Raw genomic sequence first — 18,987 nt, forward strand, 5'->3', positions numbered from 1 at the left:
TCAGCGGAGATTGAGGATGTCGCCCTTCACGGACGCGGTATTGCTGGTGACGATGCGCTCGCCGGGGTTCAGCCCGTCGAGCACCTCGACCTGTTCGGGATTGCGCCGGCCGGTGCGGATCGTCCGGCGGCGGGCATGCGCGCCATCGGCGTCGAGCACGAAGGCGCTGGTGCCGCCGCCCGATTGCAGCCAGCCGCCGACCGGCACGACCAGCGCGGGCGCGGTGCTGCCGAGCGTGATGCGCGTGTCGATCGTCTGCCCGCGATTGAGCCCGGCGGGCGGGGGCGAGGCGAACAACAGCTCGACGCGGAAGCGGCCATCGGTGACTTGGGGCAGCACCTTGGCGACGCGCAGGCCCATGCGCTCGGCGCTCGCCGCCTGCCCCACCGCGACCCGGCCGAGATAATATTCGTCGACATCGGCGACGAGCTTCCACGATCCCTCGCTGTCGACCTGTCCCGCCGGATCGCCGGGTTTCAGCGCCTGGCCGGGTTGCAGCGTGAAGTTGGTCAGCCGCCCGCCGGCGGGCGCGCGCACAATGAGCGTGCCCAGCCCGGCGCGGACCGCCGACAGGTTACGTTCGAGCCGGGCGCGGGTATCGTCGAGCCGCGCCCCTTGCGTCGCCGTGATCCGTGCCTCGGCCGCGCCGCCGCTCTGAAGCTGGGCGAGGCGCTTCTGCTGATAGGCGACTTCCTCGGCATAGCTTTTGACGCCGGCGTCGGAGACGAAACCCTTGTCGTGGAGCTGCTCGCGGATCGACAGATCGCGGCGCGCCTTGATGAGATCATAGTTCGCCTGCGCGATCTGTCCGGCGCGGTCGAGCCGGGTGCGCGCGATGCCGAGGTCCTCGCCGGCGATGCCGCCCAACTGGCTGGCGATCTGTGCCTCGCGGGTCAGCACGTCGAGTTGCAGGCTCGGGTTAGCGAGCGTGGCGAGCGGCTGGCCCTCCGCGACCATCGCCCCGTCCTGCACCAGCAGCTTCTCGACCTGTCCGCCCGACAGCACGCCCACCAGCGTGGTCAGGCGCGGCGCGACGCTGGCGCGCACCGGCAGATAATCAGCGAAGGGCGCGCGCTGCGCGGTGCCCGTCTCGATCTGGTCGGCGGCGATGTCGGTCGATCCGCTGGCGGGCAGGAACCGCCACACCAGCACCGCCGCCGCCACCAGCAAAACGCCGGCCAGCAGCGCACGGTGCCGCCACCAGCGTTTGCGCGGTCGTTCGATCCGCCGGTCCATCGCCGCGCCCGGAGCGCCATTGGCATGTGCAGAGTGTTCGCTCATCATGCGGACACTGTCGCTGAAACCCGGGCAAAAACCTAAACCACTATGAACAATGGATTTTCACCGTCATCGCCCACCGGCGACCGTCCGGCGGCGGACGCACCGTCCACGAATGGACAGTCGGCGGACCCGTCAATCCTGTTGATCGACGATAATCCGGCGGTCGCCCGCGCGATGGAAATCGCGTTTCGCATCGCCGGCCACCGGCTCGACACGGTGGCCGGGCCGCAGGAAGCCTATTCGCGGCTGGCGCAGCGGCGCTATGGCGCGATCCTGCTCGACATGAACTTCACGCAAGGGTCGGCCGATGGTGAGGAGGGGCTGGCCTGCCTCAAGCGGATCGTCGCCGACGATCCCGGTGCCTGCGTGGTCGCGGTGACGGCGCACAGCGGCATCCGCATCGCGGTGGCGGCGATGCAGGCGGGGGCGCGCGACTTCGTGATGAAGCCGTGGCGCAACGCCGAACTGATCGCCAAGGTCGCGGCAGCGATGGCGCGCGTGCCGGTGGCCACCCCCGCGACACCGCGCGGCGGTGGCGTGTCGCCGGCGATGCTGCTCGGCGAACATCCGGCGATGGCGCGGTTGCGCGACCTGATCCGCCGGGTGGGACCGAGCGGCGCGGGCGTGACCATCACCGGACGGCCGGGCAGCGGACGGATGCTGGCGGCGCGCGCGCTGCACGCCGCGTCGGGTGAACCGGGCGAGCCGCTGCGGATCGACCTGCGCGATGCCGCCGCATGGGACCGGCTGGGCGCGGCGGATACCAGCGTGATCCTGCGCCATCCCGACCGGATCGACGCGGTGGCGCAGGACCGGCTGCTCGACCGGCTGCCCGGCGGCGTCCGCCCGATCGCCATCGTGCAGGAGGTCGCGCTGCTGACCCCGGCGCTGCGCCGGCGGCTGGCGACCGTGGAGATCGCGGTGCCGCCGCTGGCCAGCCGGGGCGACGACGTGCTGCTGCTCGCCCGCCATTTCGCGCGCGATGCCGCCGAACGCTTCGGCCGGGGCGAGGTGCGGCTGACCCCGGCGGCCGAAGCGGCGATCCGCGCGGCACCATGGCCCGACGAGGTGCGCGGGCTGGCGCTGGCGATCGAACGCGCGGTGCTGTTGAGCGACGACGGCGCGATCGACGCGGCGGCGGTGGTTCCGCCACCGCCGGTCGTCGTCACCGATCCGGGCGCGGAGGCGAATTTCGCGCTGTCCGATGCGGAGCGGGCGATGATCGAGGCGGCGCTACGCGAACATCGCCACAACGTCACCCATGCCGCGACCGCGCTGGGGTTGAGCCGGGGCGCGCTGTACCGACGGATGGCGCGCTATGGGCTGTAGCGGCAAGGCTCCCCTCCCTGACAAGGGAGGGGTTGGGGGTGGATCGGCCTGCGAGGGAACGGCAGCACCTGACCCGAACCTACCCACCCCCGACCCAGTTTCGGGTGAACAGTGCCCCGCACTGTTCAGGTCATGCCTGGGGCATGACCGACCCGAAACTCTTCTCAGGGAGGGGAGAGCATCAATCATCGGTCTGCGATCGGTCGTGCGCGCGGTGTTGCTGGTCGCGGCGGGCGGGGCCGGTCTGTTCGCATGGCAACAGGGCGCGTGGGGGTCGCTCGCCGGGGCGGCGCTGGTCACGCTGCTGCTGACGCTGTCGGCCGGGTGGCGCGAGGCGGGGGTAGCGAGCGCGGCGGCTCCGGCGCAGGGTGACGACGCCGGCAACCGGCTGCTGCTCGATGCCGCGCCGACGCCGATGATCGCGCTGCACGACGGCCATGGCCGCGCGCTCAACCGCGCCGCGCGGCGGCTGTTCGCGACCGACGACCGGATCGTCGCCCTGCCCCCGGCGCTCGCCGACCCGCAGGCACGCGACCTGCGCCACGAGGCACGCCACTGGCGGATCGAGCGGGTGACGCTGAGCGACGCGCGGACGATCGCCACGCTGATCGACGTCGAACAGGAAGCCCGTCTGGCCGAGGCGCGGGCGACCGCCGAGATGATCCATGTGCTGGGCCATGAACTGCTCAACGGCCTTGCCCCGATCACCTCGCTGGCCGACAGCGCGTTGCAGGCGATCGAGACGCCGGGGACCGATCCGGCGCTGCTGCACGAGATTATCGGCACGCTGGCAAGGCGGGCCGAAGGACTGGAGCGGTTCACCACCGCCTATCGCACGCTGGCCCGGCTGCCGGTGCCGCAGCCGCGCGCTACGTCGCCTGCCGGACTGGCGGCGGACTGGGCGCGGCTGTTCGCGGGACGCTGGCCGGGGGTGCGGCTCGACCTGTCGGTCGCGGCCGACGCCGACTGGCCGCTCGACCGCGATCAGGTGACGCAGGGGGTACTCGCGCTGCTCCAGAATGCGGCGGAGGCGGCGGCGGCCGGCCAACAGCGACCGGCATGGGTCGCGCTCGCCGTGTCGATCGAGGCGGCCGGGCTGACGATCGAGGTCGCCGACAGCGGCAACGGCGTGGCCCCGGACGACGCCGCGCGCATCTTTCGCCCGTTCCACACCACCAAGGTCGACGGGACCGGGGTCGGCCTCAGCCTCGCGCGGCAGATCGCCCATGCCCATGGCGGCACGCTGGCGCTGCTGCCCGGCCTGCCGACGCGCTTCCACCTGACGCTGCCGCCGCGCGACCGAATTGCGATGGTTGATGGCGGGGTATAGGGTTTCGGTCGTGCCCGATGCTTCCCCCACCACCGACGCCCGCGCGCTGCTGCGGCAATGGCTGCATGCCGATGAGGACCGGGTGGCGCAGGCGATCGACGCGATCGGCCGGCGCGCGATAACCTCGGCGGCCGATGCCAGCGCGCGGCTGTCGCGCGGCGCGATCCATACCGAGAGCGCCAAGACCGGCCTCGCCGAAGTCGAAGCGGTGGCGCGGGCGCTCGACACACCGCCGCCGCCCTCGGGCTGGCGATCGCTGTTCGCCGCCCCTCCCGCACCGCCCGTGCCGGCGCGGATCGACGCGCTGGTCGAAAGGCTGGCGCGCGAGCGCGATGGCGTCGCCCGGTCGGTCCTGTCGCTGGAAACCGATCGCGACCGCTTCGCCGCCGCCGTCGCCGCGCTGGACGAAGCCGGCGCGCTGATCGCCGCGCTCCGCCCCGCGCTGGAAGCCGCCGCGCGCGAACTGCGCCACGACCGGCCCGAGCGCGCCGCGTTCCTGCGCGAAACCGCGACCGAAGCGCTGCTGGCGCGCGAACAGGACATCCTCACCCAGTCGGCGGTGACACGGCAAGGGCTGCTGACGATCGGCATCCTGATCGACAGCCACACCACGCTGGCACAGGCGCTGGCCCGCGCGCAGGAAACCAGCATCGCCGCGCTGCGCACCGCCGCCGCCGCGCGGGGTGCGGTGGCGGGCAGCCGGGCGCTGGCCGATCAGGCACGCGCGCTCGATCGGGCGGCGGCAGCGGCGGACGGCAGCACCCTGTCCGCCCCGGCGGCCAGCCGCGCGCTGGGCGACGCGGTGATGCAGGCCCGCCGCGCGATCGCCGCGATCGAAGGGAACTAACTGCCTCTAGCGGCATCGTGTCACCATGCACTATCATGCGCGGGCACAGGCAACGGGACGTCGATTGTGACCGGTTTTCTCGACAAGCTCGCAACATGGCTCGGCGGTCCCCTGCCGCCGGCGACCGATGCGCCCGGACCGACGCCCACTCCTGCCCGCGCCGGCATCCAGCCCGACGATCCACGCCTGCCCGATACCTCGCGTCCGCTGGTCGCGCGGTTGCTGGGGCTGATTGACGATCTGGAGGCGCGCGCGGGGCGCGATGCGGTGCTGATCGCGACGCTGACCGAAATCCGCCAGATGCGCGACGATCACCTGCCGCGCCTGATCGCCAGCTATGCCGAGATTCCGCCCGCGCACCGCGCCGAAATCTTTCGCCAGACCGGCCGCTCGGCCAGCTACAAGCTGAACCAGGGGATCGAACGGATGGTGGAGCGGTTGCAGACGCTGTCGCGCTCGCTGGCGCAGGACGACCTCGACAGCTTCGCCGACAATCTGCGCTTCATCGAACGGCGCTACGGCGACGACGATCCGGCGCGGTAGGGTTTGATTCGCCTCGCGGCGGATGCGGTGCCGGCCCGCTCCCCCACCCGGCCACCCACTTGAGTATCCTGCTGGGTGGCCGGGTGGGGGAGCGGGCCGGCACCGCCTTTAACCAAGCCGCATCGTCGGCGTCAGCCACACCGTGCCGCGCCCACGGAACACGAACACCAGCCCCTCGCCGGTGCGCATCGCGTTGCGCAGGCCCCGCACCAGCGGGCGCAGCTCGACCTGCAACGTCGCGGTGTACATCAGCATGAGGTCGCCATCGACGATCAGCTCGTTCTGGCCGTCGAGCTCGATCACCTCGATCTCGTCGACCGGGACCGGCGATTCGATCGCGAACGCCCCCGCCCCGGTCAGCTTGGGCTGCATCAGCCCGTTGCCCGACATGATCCCCGATACCGATCGATGGACATGGGTCGACACCGCGATGTTGGCGTCGCAGGCGTAGAAGGCCCCGTCGTCGAGGATCAGCGAATCCTGCGGCCCGTCCATCGCCGCGAGGATGAAATGCTTGGTCGTGACTTCGGTCCACACCTCGCCATGCCCGGCATAGCGGGTCGCGAACGCGCTTTCGCCCGAGCCGGCCGAGGTGATCGCGCGCGAGAAGAAGCCGCCCGCGCCGGCGTTCTTCTGCACGTCGACCTGCAACTTGCCATGCGCATATTGCAGCGCGCCGGGTTCGAGCAGCGCCGCACCGCCTTCCAGCACGATGCGGACCTGCCGCGCGCTGACCGGGTGCGGCAGGTGGACGTGAATCCCTCCTTCCGCGCCGGCCCCACCCGCGCCGGCGACCGTCATCGGCTGATGGCCGAGGCCGTGTGCCTTGCGGTTGAACTCATGAACCTCGAAGCGGACGCCGGGGCTTTTCTGTTCGTCGATCTTGCTGCGCGTGGTCATTGGTCCGTTCCTGCTATCAGACGAAGGGAATGGGCGTCGGCCACCCCGAACAGCGCGGCGCGACCGAGAAGCCGTTCGGCCCAGGCGGCATGGGTAGCGGGTTCGCACATCACCCCGTCGCACGCGAACACCGCCGGGGCGTCGTCGGCGAGGATCAGCCGCGCCTCGGCGACCTGTCGTTCGCACGGGGCCAGCGCGGCGTGGATCACCGCCACCTGATCGGGGTGGATCGCGGTCTTGGTGAACAGGCCGTGTTCGATGTCGCGGGCGATCTCGGCACGCAGCAGGTCGGCATCACCGAACTGTTCGAGCACCGGCGCGCTCATCGCGAAGCCCCATGGCACGAAGCTCGTGACCAGCATCGCGATGACCCCGCCCAATGGCCCGTCATAGGCGGTGCGGCCGGGCGTGCGCCGCAGCCCCATCGCGCGCAGCAGGTCGTTGCCGCCGATGCGCAGCGCGAGGATACGGTCCTGCACCGCCAGCAACTGGTCGCGCAACCGGCGGATTTCCTGCGGGTCGAGCGACTCGCGCGTCTCCAGCGTCGGCATCAGCCGGTGGCGATCGTGGAGCGGCAGCGCCAGATAGGCCGGCATCGATTCGGCATGCGCCTTGGGCACGACGAAGCCGGTCAGCCGCTCGACGCCGGGCATGCACAGGATATGCCCCAGCATCGCCGCGTCGCGCGGGCGCACGAACAGCAGCGGTTCGGCCGGGCCACCCTCGCGGTTGCCGAGCGTGCGCAGGAATGCGGCGAGCCGCGACATCGCCAGCGGCAGGTCACTCTCGCGCACCGCATCCTCAAGGCAGATCACCGCCGAGCGCAGGCCGGCCACCCGGCGGTTGCCGAGCAACACCTCGACCAGATCGGCACGGGTCGCGGGCAGGTACAGCGTCGCGCCGAGTTCGAGCGCGGTGACGGGTCCATGGTTCATTGATCGTCCCCCAGCGAACGGATGATCGCGACCGCGCGATAACGGGAAGCGGCATCCAGCGGTTCGACCGGAATGCCGTGTTCGGTGGCGAGGTGGAGCAGATGCGCGACATCGGGATCGGCCGCATCGCGCACCAGCAGTCGTTCGGGCATCCGCCGCAACAGCGCACGCGTCGCCTCGGCGATGCCGGGTTTGATGCGGTTGCGGTCCTGCGTGCCGGCGCGCACCAGCAGGTCGGCCAGCATCGCCTCGCAGGCGTCGACGAGCGCCGGGCGGCGGGCGGCATGGCCATCGATCGGTTGCGGCAGCGCGGCGATGGCCAGCGGCGCCAGCGTATCGACGAACGCCTGCGACCGGTCGGCGGCGGCGAACTGCGGATAGGTGACGCAGGCGTGGAAATCGCCCGGGCCGACCACCGCGTCGTTCAGGATCGATCGGCTGACCAGCCCGGAAACGATGCCGTTGAGCAGGCCCGAGGCGATCAGATAATCATCATCGGTCGCGGCAATATCCGCCTGCCCCGCCGGATCGGCGATCACCGCCAGCGTCGGCGCGAACCCCATCGGCCGGTCGGCCAGAGTCGCGCGCAATTCGCCGCCGATCGCGCCCTTGCCAGTCCAGCCGTCGATGAACACCGCTTGGGTCGGATCGTGCCGCGCGGCGATATGCGCCAGCGCAACCCGGTCGATCCCGCGATCGCGGATGATGCTGACCGAATAATGCACCGCCGGGTGGCCGTGCGCGCGCAGCGTCCGCGCGAGCAGCACCCCGATCGGCGTACCGGCGCGGGCGAGCGATACCAGCACCACCTCACGTCCGTCCGCCCGCCGCGCCAGATGCGCGGCGAGGTTCGCGACATCCTGCGCCAGCCGCGCGCCGTTGCGCGCGAGCGCCGCGTCGTACAGCGCGAGATAGTCGGGACCGGGCACCCGTTCGGGGGCGATCATCTCCGAATAATGGCGCTTGCCCGACTGGATCGCCGCTTCCTTGTCCGCCACCGCCGTGGGCGCCAGCGCCACCGGTTTCATGAGGAAGGTGACATCGGCGGGATCATAGCTGCCCGAAAACGGCGCGGGATCGGCCCGGACCGCCTCAGCCGGCATCGAACATGCCCCCGGCAAGCTGCGAGCGCGGCGGCAGCATCGCGAAGTCGCACAGCCCCATGAACGGCGCATCGGTCAGGCTGTCGCCGATGCCGATCACCGGTGCGTCGGGAAAGCGCGCGCGCAATCCCGGCAGGATGCGCGCCACCGCATGCGCCTTGCCCAGATAGGGCGGCATCAGCGCGACGTTGTTGCCGTTGCGATGGTCGGTCCAGCCCGGCGGCAGCGCGGGCACCGCCGCATCGACGACGCCGAACAGCGCGTCGGCATCGGCATCGGCATGTTTGGCGAGCGCATAGAGCGCGAGATCGCCCTCCATCAGCACCCGCGCGTTGATCGGCACGTCGCGCAACGCCGCCTCGGCAGCGATGGCCGCCACCAGTTCGTCGAGCGTGGCGCGGTGTTCGGCGGCGCGCCCGGCGACGATCGCCGCCCATTCGGCATCGATCTCGCTCTCGTCGTTCAGGATCACCCCGCCATGCGCGCACACCGCCGCCTTGAACGGGATATGCGCGCGGCGCAGCGCGTCGAGGCTGCGCGCCGTCACCGGCACCAGATGCGTCGTCTCCGCCAGCCAGTCGAGGAAGCGCATCTGCACCGGCGTCGCATAGCTGAGCGGCGATCCGTCCTTGGCGAAGCCCAGCGGGGTCAGCCGTTCGGGCGGCACGTCGGCCGGGCATTTACGCAGCGTCTGGAACAGCGTGTCGTCGAGATCGACGAGTGCGATCGCGCGGATCATGCCGCCCATCCGATCAGCGTGGCGTTCAACGCCGCGACCAGCGCGGGGTCGATCGTCGCCGCCCCCGTCTCGTGCGCGATCCAGTTGGTCCGCCCATCGGCGGTATCGGCGTTGTAGAGATAATTGGGCACGCCGGTTCCATAATTGTCGGTGAAACAAAGTTTGCTGGCCATCGCCCAGCCGATCCGCGCCGGGCTGCGGCTGGTCGCCTGCACGACCACGTCATGGCCCGCTTCGGCAAGCGTTTCCGCCAGACGGAACGGGGGATAGGTGAATTCGCCGGTGCCGATGATCCTGAGCGGGCCGGTGACGGGCGGCAACGGACCGATCGGCGGCGGCGCGGCGGCGCTGGTGATGCCGGTGCGCCCCATGTTGCGATGCGTCGCCAGGGTGCCGAGCGACGCCGCCGCCATGTCGAACGCGGCATCGGCCGGGGCGATGTCGCCCTGCGTCCATTCCAGCCGGCCGTGGAGCAGCGCGGCGATTGCCGTCGGGCGCGGCATCCGCGCCTGCCAGTCGCGCCCGACCGACCAGTCGGTCAGCGTCGCGACGACGATCCGCTCGACGCCCGGCCATGCCGTCACCAGCGCCTGCGCCAGATTGGTGAGGGTGGTGCCGGTCGACACCTCGTCGTCGACGATCACCAGGCTGTGCGGGGCCGGCAGGTCGGGGCGATAGATCAGATGCGCCGAGGCGTGGCTGTGCGGTTCCTCGAACCGGCACAGCAACGGATGGTCGATCCGCTGGCGGGTCGAATGGATGAAGTGGATGTCGTCGCGCCCCAGCGCCGCGCGCAGTTCGCCATGGACCGTTTGCCCCAAGCACACGGCGGTTTCGGCGAGGCCGACGACCATCACCGGTCCGGGCAGATCGGCGGGGATGCGGGCCACCAGATCGCGGACGCTGGCGCGCATCACCTGCGGGCTGGCGGGCAGATGCCGGCCGAGCACGCGCGACACGATCAGGAAGCCGCGTTTGGGGTTCTCGCGCGCGGCGAAGGCGCACAGGTCGTCCAAGGGCCATGCCGCCTCCTCGACCGCGATGTCGAGCCGGCCGGTCGGCAAGGCCACGCTGCGATGCGGGTTCGGGGTCGTCAGCACTGGCAGGCGATCCGTGCGATCGCGCTGCGGGTACGGGCCACCACCGCCGTCCGGCCGATCGGGGTCGCGTCGTGCGCCATCTGGGGTTCCAGTCCGTGAGAATCGAGAAAACTGAGGATCATCGCGCCCTTGATGCCGAAGTTGATGTTTTCCGCGCTGGCCCCCGACCGGCGGATCCGGTCGAGGTTGAGCGAAGAGCTGACGAGGCCGATCAAATGGCCCGCCATGTCGAGAATCGGACCGCCACTGTTGCCGCTGGCGATCGGCGCGGTGAACTGAAACACGCTGCTGTCGTTGCCGATCCCGCACAGCGCGGCGATATTTCCGGCGCTCGCCTGCGGCCCGGTGCCGAGCAGCCCCTGCAACGGAAAGCCGAGCGCCACGACATCCTCGCCCAGATGCAGTCCCACCTGCGAGCGGAACTGCGCGATCTGCATGAGCGGCGTGTCGACGCGGAGCAGCGCGAGGTCGTTGCGCGGGTCGGCGAACACCATCTCCGCCGCCAGCGTCCGCCCGCCGACATGGACGCTGATCGTGCGAACGTCCTCGACGACATGCGCGTTGGTCAGGATGTGATGCGCCTCGATCGCGATGCCGCTGCCACTCGACTGGCCGGGGCGGTCGCCGCGATCGGGCGTGTCGTCCTGCAACCGGGGGTTGAGCCGGTCGCACCATGCCCGGTCGAGGCCATAGGCGGCAGCGATGGCGGAAAGGCCGACCGCGAACCCCTGTCCGTTGGCGGCGATCCGCCAGCCGCCCTGATGGCGGTACAGCTCGATCAGGATCACCGCCGCCGCAGCCTGCCTGCCCGGGTCGACCGCGAAGCGCAGCGTGTCGCTCGCGATGGTCAGCCGGGCGTCGATCGGGCGATTGGCGGGATCGAACGCGATCAGCAACAGCCGGTCGACCCCGGCCGGCAGCGCGGCGGGATCGATCCGCAGCCGCGTCGCCTCCTCGAAGCCGACGCCGCTGCGCAGTTCGCGGGTGATCGAATCGATCGGTGCGAAATCGGCCGCCACCCGCCGGTCCGCGCCCAGCGCCACCAAAGCCAGCGGCGGCGGCGCACCGCCGGCCAGCACGAACGTGGTCGCGCCGGCCGCCGGTGCCCGTTCGCCCGCGATCAGATCACGCATCGCGGGCAGGTCCTTGCGGTCAGACGTTGACGCCGAACGACCGCGCCAGCGGCCCGAGGCCCCCGACGAAGCCCTGACCGATCGCCTTGAACTTCCATTCGCCATTGTGACGATAGAGTTCGCCGAAGATCATCGCCGTTTCGGTCGAGGCGTCTTCCGACAGGTCGTAGCGCGCGAGTTCGGTGCCGCCATCGGCGTTCAGCACGCGGATGAAGGCGTTCGACACCATGCCGAAATTCTGGCGACGGCCCTCCGCCTCGTGGATCGTGACCGCGAAGTTCAGCTTCGTGATCTCGGCCGGCACCTGATCGAGCGACACCGCGACCACCTCGTCGTCGCCGCTGCCCTCACCGGTGGTGTTGTCGCCCTGATGGACGACCGAGCCGCCGGCGCCTTCCTTGTTGTTGTAGAACACGAAATCGGCGTCGGAGCGGACCTTGCCGGCCTCGTCGGTCAGGAACACGCTGGCGTCGAGATCGAACGCGCTGCCGTCGGTGACGCGCGTGTCCCAGCCCAGCCCGACGCGAACCGCCTTCAGCCCCGGTGCTTCCTTGCTCAGGCTGACGTTGCCGCCCTTGGAGAGAGATACTGCCATGATGTTGTCCTTACGTTGAACGCCCGGGGTCAGCCGATGTTGACGCCATAGTTGCGCGCCATCGGGCCGAGCCCGCCTTTATACCCTTGCCCCACCGCGCGGAATTTCCACTCGGCGTTGTGGCGATAGACTTCGCCGAAGATCATCGCGGTTTCGGTCGAGGCATCCTCGGCGAGATCATAACGCGAAATCTCGCGGCCGGTCGCATCGTTGACGATACGGATGAAGGCGTTGGACACCATGCCGAAGCTCTGCCGCCGGCCCTCGCCCTCGTGGATCGTCACCGCGACCGCGATCTTCTGCACATCGGCGGGCAGGCGGGAGAGGTCGACGGTCAGCGCCTCGTCGTCGCCGTCACCCTCGCCGGTGCGGTTGTCGCCGGTATGCTCGACCGATCCGTCGGCCGAACGCAGATTGTTGTAGAAGATGAAATCGCCGTCGCTGCGCACCCGGTCGCCCGCGCCCAGCAGGAACGCGCTGGCGTCGAGGTCGAAATCGGCCCCGTCCGTGACGCGCGTGTCCCAGCCGAGCCCGATCAGGATACGGGTAAGGCCGGGTTCTTCTTTCGACAGGCTGACATTGCCGCCTTTGGACAGGCTAACCGACATGGTCTTCTCCCAATTGGATCATTTGCGCCCCGCGACCCAGCGCAGGCCCCAGCCGAGCTGCTCGTCGAGCACCTGCTGGTCGCGGACGTAATCGACGATCCGCGTCACCTTCATCTGGCCGCCGATATTCTCGATCAGCACGATGCCGCACAGGCGGCGGTCGTTGCGCCCCTCGGTCATGCGGACCTCGATCGGCGGCTGGTCGGGCATGGTGACGAGCACGACACCATCGGTCGCCTGCCAGTTGGGCACGCCTTCGTAGATATTGGCGAAGATCGCGATGCGACGGATCGCGCTCCACTGGCCGCCGTTCACGCGGATCGTCTCGCCCTGCGACACGTCGCCGGTGCGGTCGTCGCCCGACAGCGCGATGAACGGCAGGCTGTTGTACGACCCGAAGCTGTTGCCGAGCGCCTGCACCACGCCCTTGCGCCCGTCGCTCAGCTCGTAGAGGCAGCCCAGATCGAGATCGATCGCGCTGCCGCCGCCGAAGAACCCCTTCTTGCCGCGCGACCAGTTGAGGTTGATCGTCACCTCGCCGAAGCTGCTCCCGCGCTTTTGCAGGCTGACGGTCTGCCCCTGTTTCTCCAGCGTCACTTTCGACAGGCTGATCGAAGGCGGCGGCGGCGGAGCAGGTGGCGGCGGTGGCGGAGCAGCGGGCGGCGGAGCAGCGGGCGGCGGCGGCGGAGCAGCGGGTTCGTCGGCGACGTCGATGCCGAACGAGCGCGCGAGCGGCCCCAGGCCACCGTTGAACCCCTGCCCGATCGCGCGGAACTTCCACTGGCCGCCCCGGCGGTAGAGTTCGGCCAGCATCATCGCCGCCTCGGTCGCGCCTGCCAGTGACGGGCGGAACGACAGCGTATCCCCGCTCTGCCCCGCCAGCGTGACGCCCACGCCCTGCAACATCGCCAGCGTCTGCCGCCGCGCGGTCGCCTCGTCGATCGTCACGCAGAACACAATCCGCTCGACCTCGCCCGACAGCCGCGCCGGATCGATCGTGAAACGCCCGCCCGCCCCGGTCCTTGTCGCGAAGCGGATCGCGCCGCCGTCGCCCTCGCTTTGATTGTAAAAGATCATGTCGGCGTCGCCGCGCACCCGCCCGTTCCCGAGCAGCAGATAGGCCGAGCCGTCGGCCTCGACGCCCGCCGGCGCGGTCCAGCCGAGATCGACGGTCAGCGTGCCGGGCGGCACGGCGGCGTTGCCGCCTTGTTGCAGTTCGGTCATGCCGGGTCCTGTATCAACGCGGTCGGGATCACAGCGCGCCGGTGATCGCGCCCATCATCTCCTGGAACGTCCGGCCCGAGGTCCGCTCGCCCAGCGCCTTCATCTCCCAGCCGTCGCCGCTGCGCACCAGCTTGGCCATGACCTGTCCGGTATGCGACCCCGACCCGCTGAGATCATAGCGCGCCAGTTCCTGCCCGTTGGTCGCATCGACCAGCCGGCAATAGGCGTTCTCGATCCGGTCGAAGCTGTCGCCGGTGAAGCTGTTGACGGTGAAGATCAGCGTCCGCACGCCCGGGGGCAGGCGCGTCAGATCGACCGCAATCGTCTCGTCATCGCCGTCGCCGGCACCGGTGCGGTTGTCGCCGCTATGGACGATGCTGCCGTCGTCGCTGGTCAGCTTGCGGAACCACACCACGTCGAGCTGCCGGCCCGACGCATCGAAGGCGAGGCACGAGGCGTCGAGATCGACATCGCCGCCCCCGCCGCCGCCGAACAGCCCGAGCAGCCCCTTGGCCTTGCGCACGTCCCAGCCGAGGCCCATCGCAACGCGGGTCAGCGTGCCGCCACCCGATTTCTCGAGACGGACGCTCTGACCCTTCTGCAGACTGACCATCGGCTTCTTCCTCTCGTTGCGTCGCGTCACGGCGACCCTTGTGGGCGGCGATTATGACCGGCGCGCGACAGGCCGCAACCCCCGAAAGCGGCCGGAACGACAGGTAAATTTCACTGGCGGGGGTTTGACGGAGTCCCGCTTTTCTGCTGTGCGCGCGGCGTCGCATGGACCACCGCGACGACCTGCGCATCGATCGCTCCATCAAATGCCTGCGCGGTGCCGGTGACGACATCGATCCATGTCGCGCAGAACGGAATCCCCACCGCATCACCGTAAGACGCCCCGCCAGCCGCGCGGCTGTTGATCTCGAGGATGCGCCACTGGCCGGCGGCGTCCTGCTTGTACTGCACGTTGAGCGCCCCGTGCAGGGCATGGCGCGCGACCAGCATCGTCGCATGGGCGATCAGCGGGTGGCGCGTCTCGATCCGCTGGCGATTGGGGTCGAGCTTGGTGCGCACCGCCGCCAGCAGCACCCGGCCATGGTCGGCGACGATGTCGACCGATGCCTCCAGCCCCGGCAGATGCTCCATCACCAGCAGCGCGAAGGTTTCCCCTTGCACCTCGGCATGGCGCAACGCGTCGACGTACAGCGCAGGCGCGATCCGGCGGGCATCGGGATCGGCGAGATGCGCCAGCGGCGTGGCCCCGTCGAGCGTCCAGTATCCCGCGCCATAGACGCCGCGCACCGGCTTAACGCACGCCGCCCGGCCACCTCGCGTCAATGTGGCCACCGCCGCGTCGAAGCCGTCGGCGGTCGTCACCGCGATCGACGGGCAGCGATGCGGATCGTCGCCCAGCGACACGGTGAACGCCGCCTTGTCGTCGAGCAGGTCGAGCGTGGCGGCATCGGCCGCGACGTGCAGCGCGATCCCCGCCGCCGCGAACCGCTCGCGCTGCGCGGCGATGCCCGTGCGCCCCCGTCCGGCGACCAGATGCGTCACGCCGCGATCGATCGCGGTGGCGAGCGCCCATTCGACATAATCGGTCGCCCCGCGCGCCGGCTCGACCCAGAAGTCCGGCGCCACGTCGCGCACCGGCGCGTCGCCGTCGATGGTGCTGACCGCGATGTCCAGCCCCGGCCGGGCGGCGACCATGTTCGCGATGACGTTGCGAAGCGAAAACGACTGATTGAACCAGATCTTCATCGGAACTTTCGGGGAAACATGCCGCACGATTGCGACGGCCCCCTATCGCGCGAGGATGCGACGGACGTCGAGAGGGGAAAGCACCATGCCAGGCACGCTTGCGTACCATCGCCGGGCACGATAGCGTATTATATTGGCAATACACATTGGGGGTTGATCCATGCCGTCGTTCCTGCCCGCCGCCCTGATCGGCGCGACCCTGTTGCTTGCCCCTGACGTCGCGGCGCAGGAATCGGGGTATCGACCGACCTTCCGCCCCGAAACGCTGAAACGGACCGGCACCGCCAATCCCAATATCGTCATGGTGCTCGGCACGACGCATCTGGCCAACCTGCCCGAAAGCTTCCAGCCGGCGGTGCTTGGCCCCCTGCTCGACCGGCTGGCGGCGTGGAAGCCGACCGCGATCGCGACCGAGGATCTCTCGGGGCTGCAATGCGACGCGCTGCGCCGCTATCCCAGCCGCTATGCCGAGACGGTCGAAACCTATTGCTACGACCCCACCCCCGCCAACACCGCGACCGGGCTGGACGTGCCCGCCGCCAATGCCGAGGGCGAGCGGCTGGTCGCGGCGCTCGGCAAGGCGCCGACCCCGGCGCAGCGCCGGCGGCTGGCGGCGGTGTGGCTGGCGGCGGGCGAGCGATTTTCGGCGCTGGTCCAGTGGCTACGCCTGCCCCCGCCCGAACGCCGCGCCGGCGACGGCCTCGACGCGCCGCTGGTGGCGATGTTGACCGAACTGGCCGGACGGCGCGGCGAAAGCAGCCAGATTTCCGCCGTCCTCGCCGCGCGCCTGGGGCTCGAGCGGACGTGGAGCGTCGACGACCACTCCGCCGACAGCCCGGGGGACGCCGATCCCGCGCGCCGCAAGGCGGCGGACGACGCGGTCGTGCGGGCATGGGACAATCCCGCCTCGCGCCAGCGCCGTGCCAACGACGAACGGCTGACCGCCGGCCTCGGCACGCCGGGCGGCGTGCTGGCGCTCTATCGCTCGATGAACGCGCCGGACGCGCCCGCGCTGGTCTATCGGTCCGATTTCGGCGCGGCGCTGGCCGAACCAACCGGCCTCGCCCGCGACTATGTCGGCTATTGGGAGACGCGCAACCTGCGCATGGTCGCCAACATCCGCGACGTGCTGGGCCGCACGCCCGGCACGCGGATGCTCGCGGTGGTGGGCGCGTCGCACAAGGGCTATTACGAGGCGTATCTGCACCAGATGCACGACGTGACGCTGGCCGACGTGATGCCGTTGCTGCGGGAATAGGGTTGAGGTCCGGATCGACATTCGGCTTTGAGCGGCACACGACCCGACGTTTTGGGTCGAACGCGCTATCCGCTTCGTCACCCCGGACCTGTTCCGGGGTCCACCCAGCAGCACACGCTGCCGTTCGAGCCTCTGACTACACCGATCGCCGCACCGTGGACCCCGGAACAGGTCCGGGGTGACGGCACGGACAGGAATGTCGCGTCCGCCCTACCGCGTCTCGAACCTGCGCACCCCCGGCCCCAGCCGGTTAACCCCCACATTGACCCCGTCGCCAGTATAATCGGCGACGAACGCCGGGCTCTTGTCCACCCCCGGTGCCAGCGTCGCGACATTGTTCTCGACGCTGAGGCCCGTTGCCGGGAAGGTCCGCTTCTCCGCGCCGACGACGATGAAGCCGGTCCAGTTCTCCTTCGCCTTGCCCTGGACGAAGGTGTTGCCCGCGATCCGCCCGGTCGCCCCTTCGGGCAGGTCGATCATGTAGTTGGTCTTCGTGCCCCGGCTGTCGTCGAAGCTGCTGTCGGTGATGTCGATGCGCGGCGCGCGGATCTTCACGTAATGGCCGCCGGTCCCGCGCTCGAAGCGTGACCGGGTGATGGTGATCGACCCGTTGTTCGACAGATAGACCGAATGCGCGCAGTCGGTCGATTCATCGCATTGGCCCAGACCAGCGAAGGTCGACCGGTCAATCACGATCCGCTGCCGCCCCTCCGGGTTGCCGCCCAGAATGCCTTCCTGACTGTCGAGGAAGGTCGAATTGACGACGGTCAGGTCGCCGATCTCGGTACGGATGCCCGCGCCATTGCCGTCGGGCACGCGGACGCGGCGGAACACGATGCCGTCGACCGTCGATCGCCGGCCGCGCAGCACGAACGTCGCCTTGTCCTCGCACGCCGCGCCGTCGAAGATGACGCTGCCGGGGTTGCGCGCGCGATAGGTGATGTCGCCACCGGTCTGCACCGTGCAGTCGCGATAGGTGCCCGGCGCGATCAGGATGGTGGCGGTGCCGTCGCGCACCGCGCTGACCGCCGCATCGATCGTCGCAAAGCCCTGTCCGGTCTGTTCGATGACGAACGGTGCCGGGGTTTGCGCGGGCAGCGGCGCGGCGACGGCAAGCAGGACGAGGGGCAGCAGACGGCGCATCGGACGGTTCCTGTCGCGTAAGTGATCGCCCCGGACATGGGGGATGCCAGTAACATCGGGCAAGGGGCGATTGCCGCTTGTCCCTCGCCGGGACGATAGGTACCGCTTGTCTGAAGCATGGCGTACCCCCGCGCAGGCGGGGGTCCAGAGTCAGGCAGAACAACGGCCTGTATCCATGGCTCTGGATCCCCGCCTGCGCGGGGATACGACCGGGGCGACGACCTGTGAATCACCGCAGCGTCTGGATGATCCCCGAAAAATCGGTCGCGCCCTGCCCGTCCTCGACGAAGCGGCCGTACAGCTCCGCCGCCCGCGCGCCCATCGGCGTATCCGCGCCGACGCCGGCGGCGGCCTGCATCGCGAGGCGCAGGTCCTTGAGCATCAATGCCGCTGCGAACCCGCCCTGAAACCCGCGATCGGCCGGCGTCTCCGGGCCGACGCCCGCCACCGGGCAATAGCTCGTCATCGACCAGCATTGTCCCGAACTGACCGAGGAAATGTCGTAGAAGGTCCGCGCGTCCAGCCCCAGCCGTTCGGCCAGCGCGAACGCCTCGCACGTCGCGATCATCGATGCGCCGAGCAGCATGTTGTTGCACATCTTGGCCGCCTGTCCCGCGCCGCTGTCGCCGGCATGGATCACCGCCTTGCCCATGTCGGACAGGAACGGCTCGGCCCTGGCGAACGCCGCTTCGCTGCCGCCGACCATGAAGGTCAGCGCCCCGGCATTGGCCGCCGCGATTCCGCCCGATACCGGCGCGTCGACCGCGTGCAGCCCTTTCGCACGCGCCGCCTGCGCCACGGATTTCGCGGTATCGACGTCGATCGTTGAGCAATCGATCAGCACCGCGCCGGTATCGACCGCCTCGAACAGCCCGCTACCATAGACTTCGGCGACATGGGCACCGGCGGGCAACATGGTGACGACCGCCTGCGCCCCCGCCGCCGCCTCGACCGCACTGGCGGCGGGCAGGCAGCCGGCAGCTTTCGCGCGCGCCAATGCCTCGGCCGACAGATCGAACGCGCGCACGTCATGCCCCGCCTTCGCCAGATTGGCGGCCATGCCCCCGCCCATGTTGCCGAGGCCGATGAAGCCGATCCGTGCCATGCTGCTCTCCCGTGTTTTTGTCCGCCTCCCGGCGGAGGGCGGTGCCGGCCCGATTC

General features: G+C 70.0%; 19 protein-coding genes. 5 read left to right on the plus strand and 14 right to left on the minus strand.

What is annotated here, in order from left to right; genetic code table 11:
• Nucleotides 1-1,281, minus strand: coding sequence for an efflux RND transporter periplasmic adaptor subunit (locus ASG37_RS16160; RefSeq protein ID WP_235525287.1), 1,281 nt, complete (start codon nt 1,279-1,281; stop codon nt 1-3).
• A 141-nt stretch (nt 1,282-1,422) separates the two neighbouring features.
• On the opposite strand from ASG37_RS16160, the gene ASG37_RS16165 reads away from it, so the two are divergent.
• From ASG37_RS16165 to ASG37_RS16180, 4 genes are all read left to right on the plus strand, one after another.
• Complete coding sequence (locus ASG37_RS16165) at nt 1,423-2,610, plus strand: sigma-54-dependent transcriptional regulator (protein WP_235525288.1); 1,188 nt, start codon at nt 1,423-1,425, stop codon at nt 2,608-2,610.
• Nucleotides 2,611-2,815: 205 nt separating this feature from the next.
• Nucleotides 2,816-3,940: a sensor histidine kinase gene (locus ASG37_RS16170; RefSeq protein ID WP_235525290.1), complete on the plus strand. Its 1,125-nt coding sequence runs from the start codon at nt 2,816-2,818 to the stop codon at nt 3,938-3,940.
• Between the two features lie 10 nt (nt 3,941-3,950).
• Nucleotides 3,951-4,787, plus strand: a complete 837-nt coding sequence (locus tag ASG37_RS16175) for a toxic anion resistance protein (RefSeq protein WP_055762776.1) — start codon at nt 3,951-3,953, stop codon at nt 4,785-4,787.
• Between the two features lie 66 nt (nt 4,788-4,853).
• Nucleotides 4,854-5,330 carry a hypothetical protein gene (locus tag ASG37_RS16180; RefSeq protein WP_235514972.1) on the plus strand — a complete coding sequence of 159 codons (477 nt, stop codon included), beginning with the start codon at nt 4,854-4,856 and terminating at the stop codon, nt 5,328-5,330.
• Between the two features lie 108 nt (nt 5,331-5,438).
• On the opposite strand, the gene ASG37_RS16185 is transcribed toward ASG37_RS16180, so the two are convergent.
• The 11 genes from ASG37_RS16185 to ASG37_RS16235 all read right to left on the minus strand — a co-directional run bounded on the left by ASG37_RS16185 (nt 5,439) and on the right by ASG37_RS16235 (nt 15,425).
• Nucleotides 5,439-6,230, minus strand: a complete 792-nt coding sequence (locus ASG37_RS16185; protein WP_055762782.1) for an AIM24 family protein — start codon at nt 6,228-6,230, stop codon at nt 5,439-5,441.
• Complete coding sequence (locus ASG37_RS16190) at nt 6,227-7,165, minus strand: HpcH/HpaI aldolase/citrate lyase family protein (protein WP_055762784.1); 939 nt, start codon at nt 7,163-7,165, stop codon at nt 6,227-6,229. The genes ASG37_RS16185 and ASG37_RS16190 overlap by 4 nt, the downstream gene beginning before the upstream one ends.
• Nucleotides 7,162-8,268 carry a cysteine protease StiP family protein gene (locus tag ASG37_RS16195; protein ID WP_055762787.1) on the minus strand — a complete coding sequence of 369 codons (1,107 nt, stop codon included), beginning with the start codon at nt 8,266-8,268 and terminating at the stop codon, nt 7,162-7,164. The genes ASG37_RS16190 and ASG37_RS16195 overlap by 4 nt, the downstream gene beginning before the upstream one ends.
• Entirely contained in the window at nt 8,258-9,007 is a 750-nt protein-coding gene (locus tag ASG37_RS16200; protein WP_055762942.1) for a hypothetical protein, read from the minus strand. The genes ASG37_RS16195 and ASG37_RS16200 overlap by 11 nt, the downstream gene beginning before the upstream one ends.
• Nucleotides 9,004-10,107, minus strand: coding sequence for a phosphoribosyltransferase domain-containing protein (locus tag ASG37_RS16205; protein ID WP_055762790.1), 1,104 nt, complete (start codon nt 10,105-10,107; stop codon nt 9,004-9,006). Before ASG37_RS16205 ends, ASG37_RS16200 begins: the two co-directional genes overlap by 4 nt.
• Nucleotides 10,101-11,240 carry a trypsin-like peptidase domain-containing protein gene (locus ASG37_RS16210; RefSeq protein WP_055762793.1) on the minus strand — a complete coding sequence of 380 codons (1,140 nt, stop codon included), beginning with the start codon at nt 11,238-11,240 and terminating at the stop codon, nt 10,101-10,103. The genes ASG37_RS16205 and ASG37_RS16210 overlap by 7 nt, the downstream gene beginning before the upstream one ends.
• Nucleotides 11,241-11,259: 19 nt before the next feature.
• Nucleotides 11,260-11,835, minus strand: a complete 576-nt coding sequence (locus ASG37_RS16215) for a TerD family protein (protein ID WP_055762796.1) — start codon at nt 11,833-11,835, stop codon at nt 11,260-11,262.
• A gap of 29 nt (nt 11,836-11,864) precedes the next feature.
• Nucleotides 11,865-12,443, minus strand: coding sequence for a TerD family protein (locus ASG37_RS16220; protein ID WP_055762799.1), 579 nt, complete (start codon nt 12,441-12,443; stop codon nt 11,865-11,867).
• Between the two features lie 18 nt (nt 12,444-12,461).
• Complete coding sequence (locus tag ASG37_RS16225; protein ID WP_055762802.1) at nt 12,462-13,667, minus strand: TerD family protein; 1,206 nt, start codon at nt 13,665-13,667, stop codon at nt 12,462-12,464.
• 28 nt (nt 13,668-13,695) lie between these two features.
• Nucleotides 13,696-14,280: a TerD family protein gene (locus ASG37_RS16230; protein WP_055762805.1), complete on the minus strand. Its 585-nt coding sequence runs from the start codon at nt 14,278-14,280 to the stop codon at nt 13,696-13,698.
• Nucleotides 14,281-14,390: 110 nt separating this feature from the next.
• Nucleotides 14,391-15,425 carry an ATP-grasp domain-containing protein gene (locus tag ASG37_RS16235; protein ID WP_055762808.1) on the minus strand — a complete coding sequence of 345 codons (1,035 nt, stop codon included), beginning with the start codon at nt 15,423-15,425 and terminating at the stop codon, nt 14,391-14,393.
• Nucleotides 15,426-15,585: 160 nt separating this feature from the next.
• On the opposite strand from ASG37_RS16235, the gene ASG37_RS16240 reads away from it, so the two are divergent.
• Nucleotides 15,586-16,683, plus strand: a complete 1,098-nt coding sequence (locus tag ASG37_RS16240) for a DUF5694 domain-containing protein (protein WP_235525292.1) — start codon at nt 15,586-15,588, stop codon at nt 16,681-16,683.
• Between the two features lie 210 nt (nt 16,684-16,893).
• Here the strand turns inward: ASG37_RS16240 and ASG37_RS16245 are convergent, their stop codons facing one another.
• Together ASG37_RS16245 and mmsB are read right to left on the minus strand one after the other, a co-directional pair.
• Nucleotides 16,894-17,826, minus strand: a complete 933-nt coding sequence (locus tag ASG37_RS16245; protein WP_055762813.1) for a right-handed parallel beta-helix repeat-containing protein — start codon at nt 17,824-17,826, stop codon at nt 16,894-16,896.
• 229 nt (nt 17,827-18,055) lie between these two features.
• The gene (mmsB, locus tag ASG37_RS16250; protein WP_268795754.1) at nt 18,056-18,985 is read right to left on the minus strand and encodes a 3-hydroxyisobutyrate dehydrogenase; all 930 of its coding nucleotides are present in this window, start codon (nt 18,983-18,985) and stop codon (nt 18,056-18,058) included.
• Nucleotides 18,986-18,987 lie beyond the last annotated feature (2 nt).

This window comes from Sphingomonas sp. Leaf407 (assembly GCF_001425385.1).
Classification (GTDB): Bacteria; Pseudomonadota; Alphaproteobacteria; order Sphingomonadales; family Sphingomonadaceae; genus Sphingomonas.

Excerpts from the sequence above, each read along its gene's own strand:
- ASG37_RS16160 (WP_235525287.1), bottom strand. The coding sequence starts at position 1,281 with ATGAGCGAACACTCTGCACATGCCAATGGCGCTCCGGGCGCGGCGATG.
- ASG37_RS16185 (WP_055762782.1), bottom strand. The coding sequence starts at position 6,230 with ATGACCACGCGCAGCAAGATCGACGAACAGAAAAGCCCCGGCGTCCGC.
- ASG37_RS16190 (WP_055762784.1), bottom strand. The coding sequence starts at position 7,165 with ATGAACCATGGACCCGTCACCGCGCTCGAACTCGGCGCGACGCTGTAC.
- ASG37_RS16195 (WP_055762787.1), bottom strand. The coding sequence starts at position 8,268 with ATGCCGGCTGAGGCGGTCCGGGCCGATCCCGCGCCGTTTTCGGGCAGC.
- ASG37_RS16200 (WP_055762942.1), bottom strand. The coding sequence starts at position 9,007 with ATGATCCGCGCGATCGCACTCGTCGATCTCGACGACACGCTGTTCCAG.
- ASG37_RS16210 (WP_055762793.1), bottom strand. The coding sequence starts at position 11,240 with ATGCGTGATCTGATCGCGGGCGAACGGGCACCGGCGGCCGGCGCGACC.
- ASG37_RS16215 (WP_055762796.1), bottom strand. The coding sequence starts at position 11,835 with ATGGCAGTATCTCTCTCCAAGGGCGGCAACGTCAGCCTGAGCAAGGAA.
- ASG37_RS16220 (WP_055762799.1), bottom strand. The coding sequence starts at position 12,443 with ATGTCGGTTAGCCTGTCCAAAGGCGGCAATGTCAGCCTGTCGAAAGAA.
- ASG37_RS16225 (WP_055762802.1), bottom strand. The coding sequence starts at position 13,667 with ATGACCGAACTGCAACAAGGCGGCAACGCCGCCGTGCCGCCCGGCACG.
- ASG37_RS16230 (WP_055762805.1), bottom strand. The coding sequence starts at position 14,280 with ATGGTCAGTCTGCAGAAGGGTCAGAGCGTCCGTCTCGAGAAATCGGGT.
- ASG37_RS16235 (WP_055762808.1), bottom strand. The coding sequence starts at position 15,425 with ATGAAGATCTGGTTCAATCAGTCGTTTTCGCTTCGCAACGTCATCGCG.
- ASG37_RS16240 (WP_235525292.1), top strand. The coding sequence starts at position 15,586 with ATGCCGTCGTTCCTGCCCGCCGCCCTGATCGGCGCGACCCTGTTGCTT.
- ASG37_RS16245 (WP_055762813.1), bottom strand. The coding sequence starts at position 17,826 with ATGCGCCGTCTGCTGCCCCTCGTCCTGCTTGCCGTCGCCGCGCCGCTG.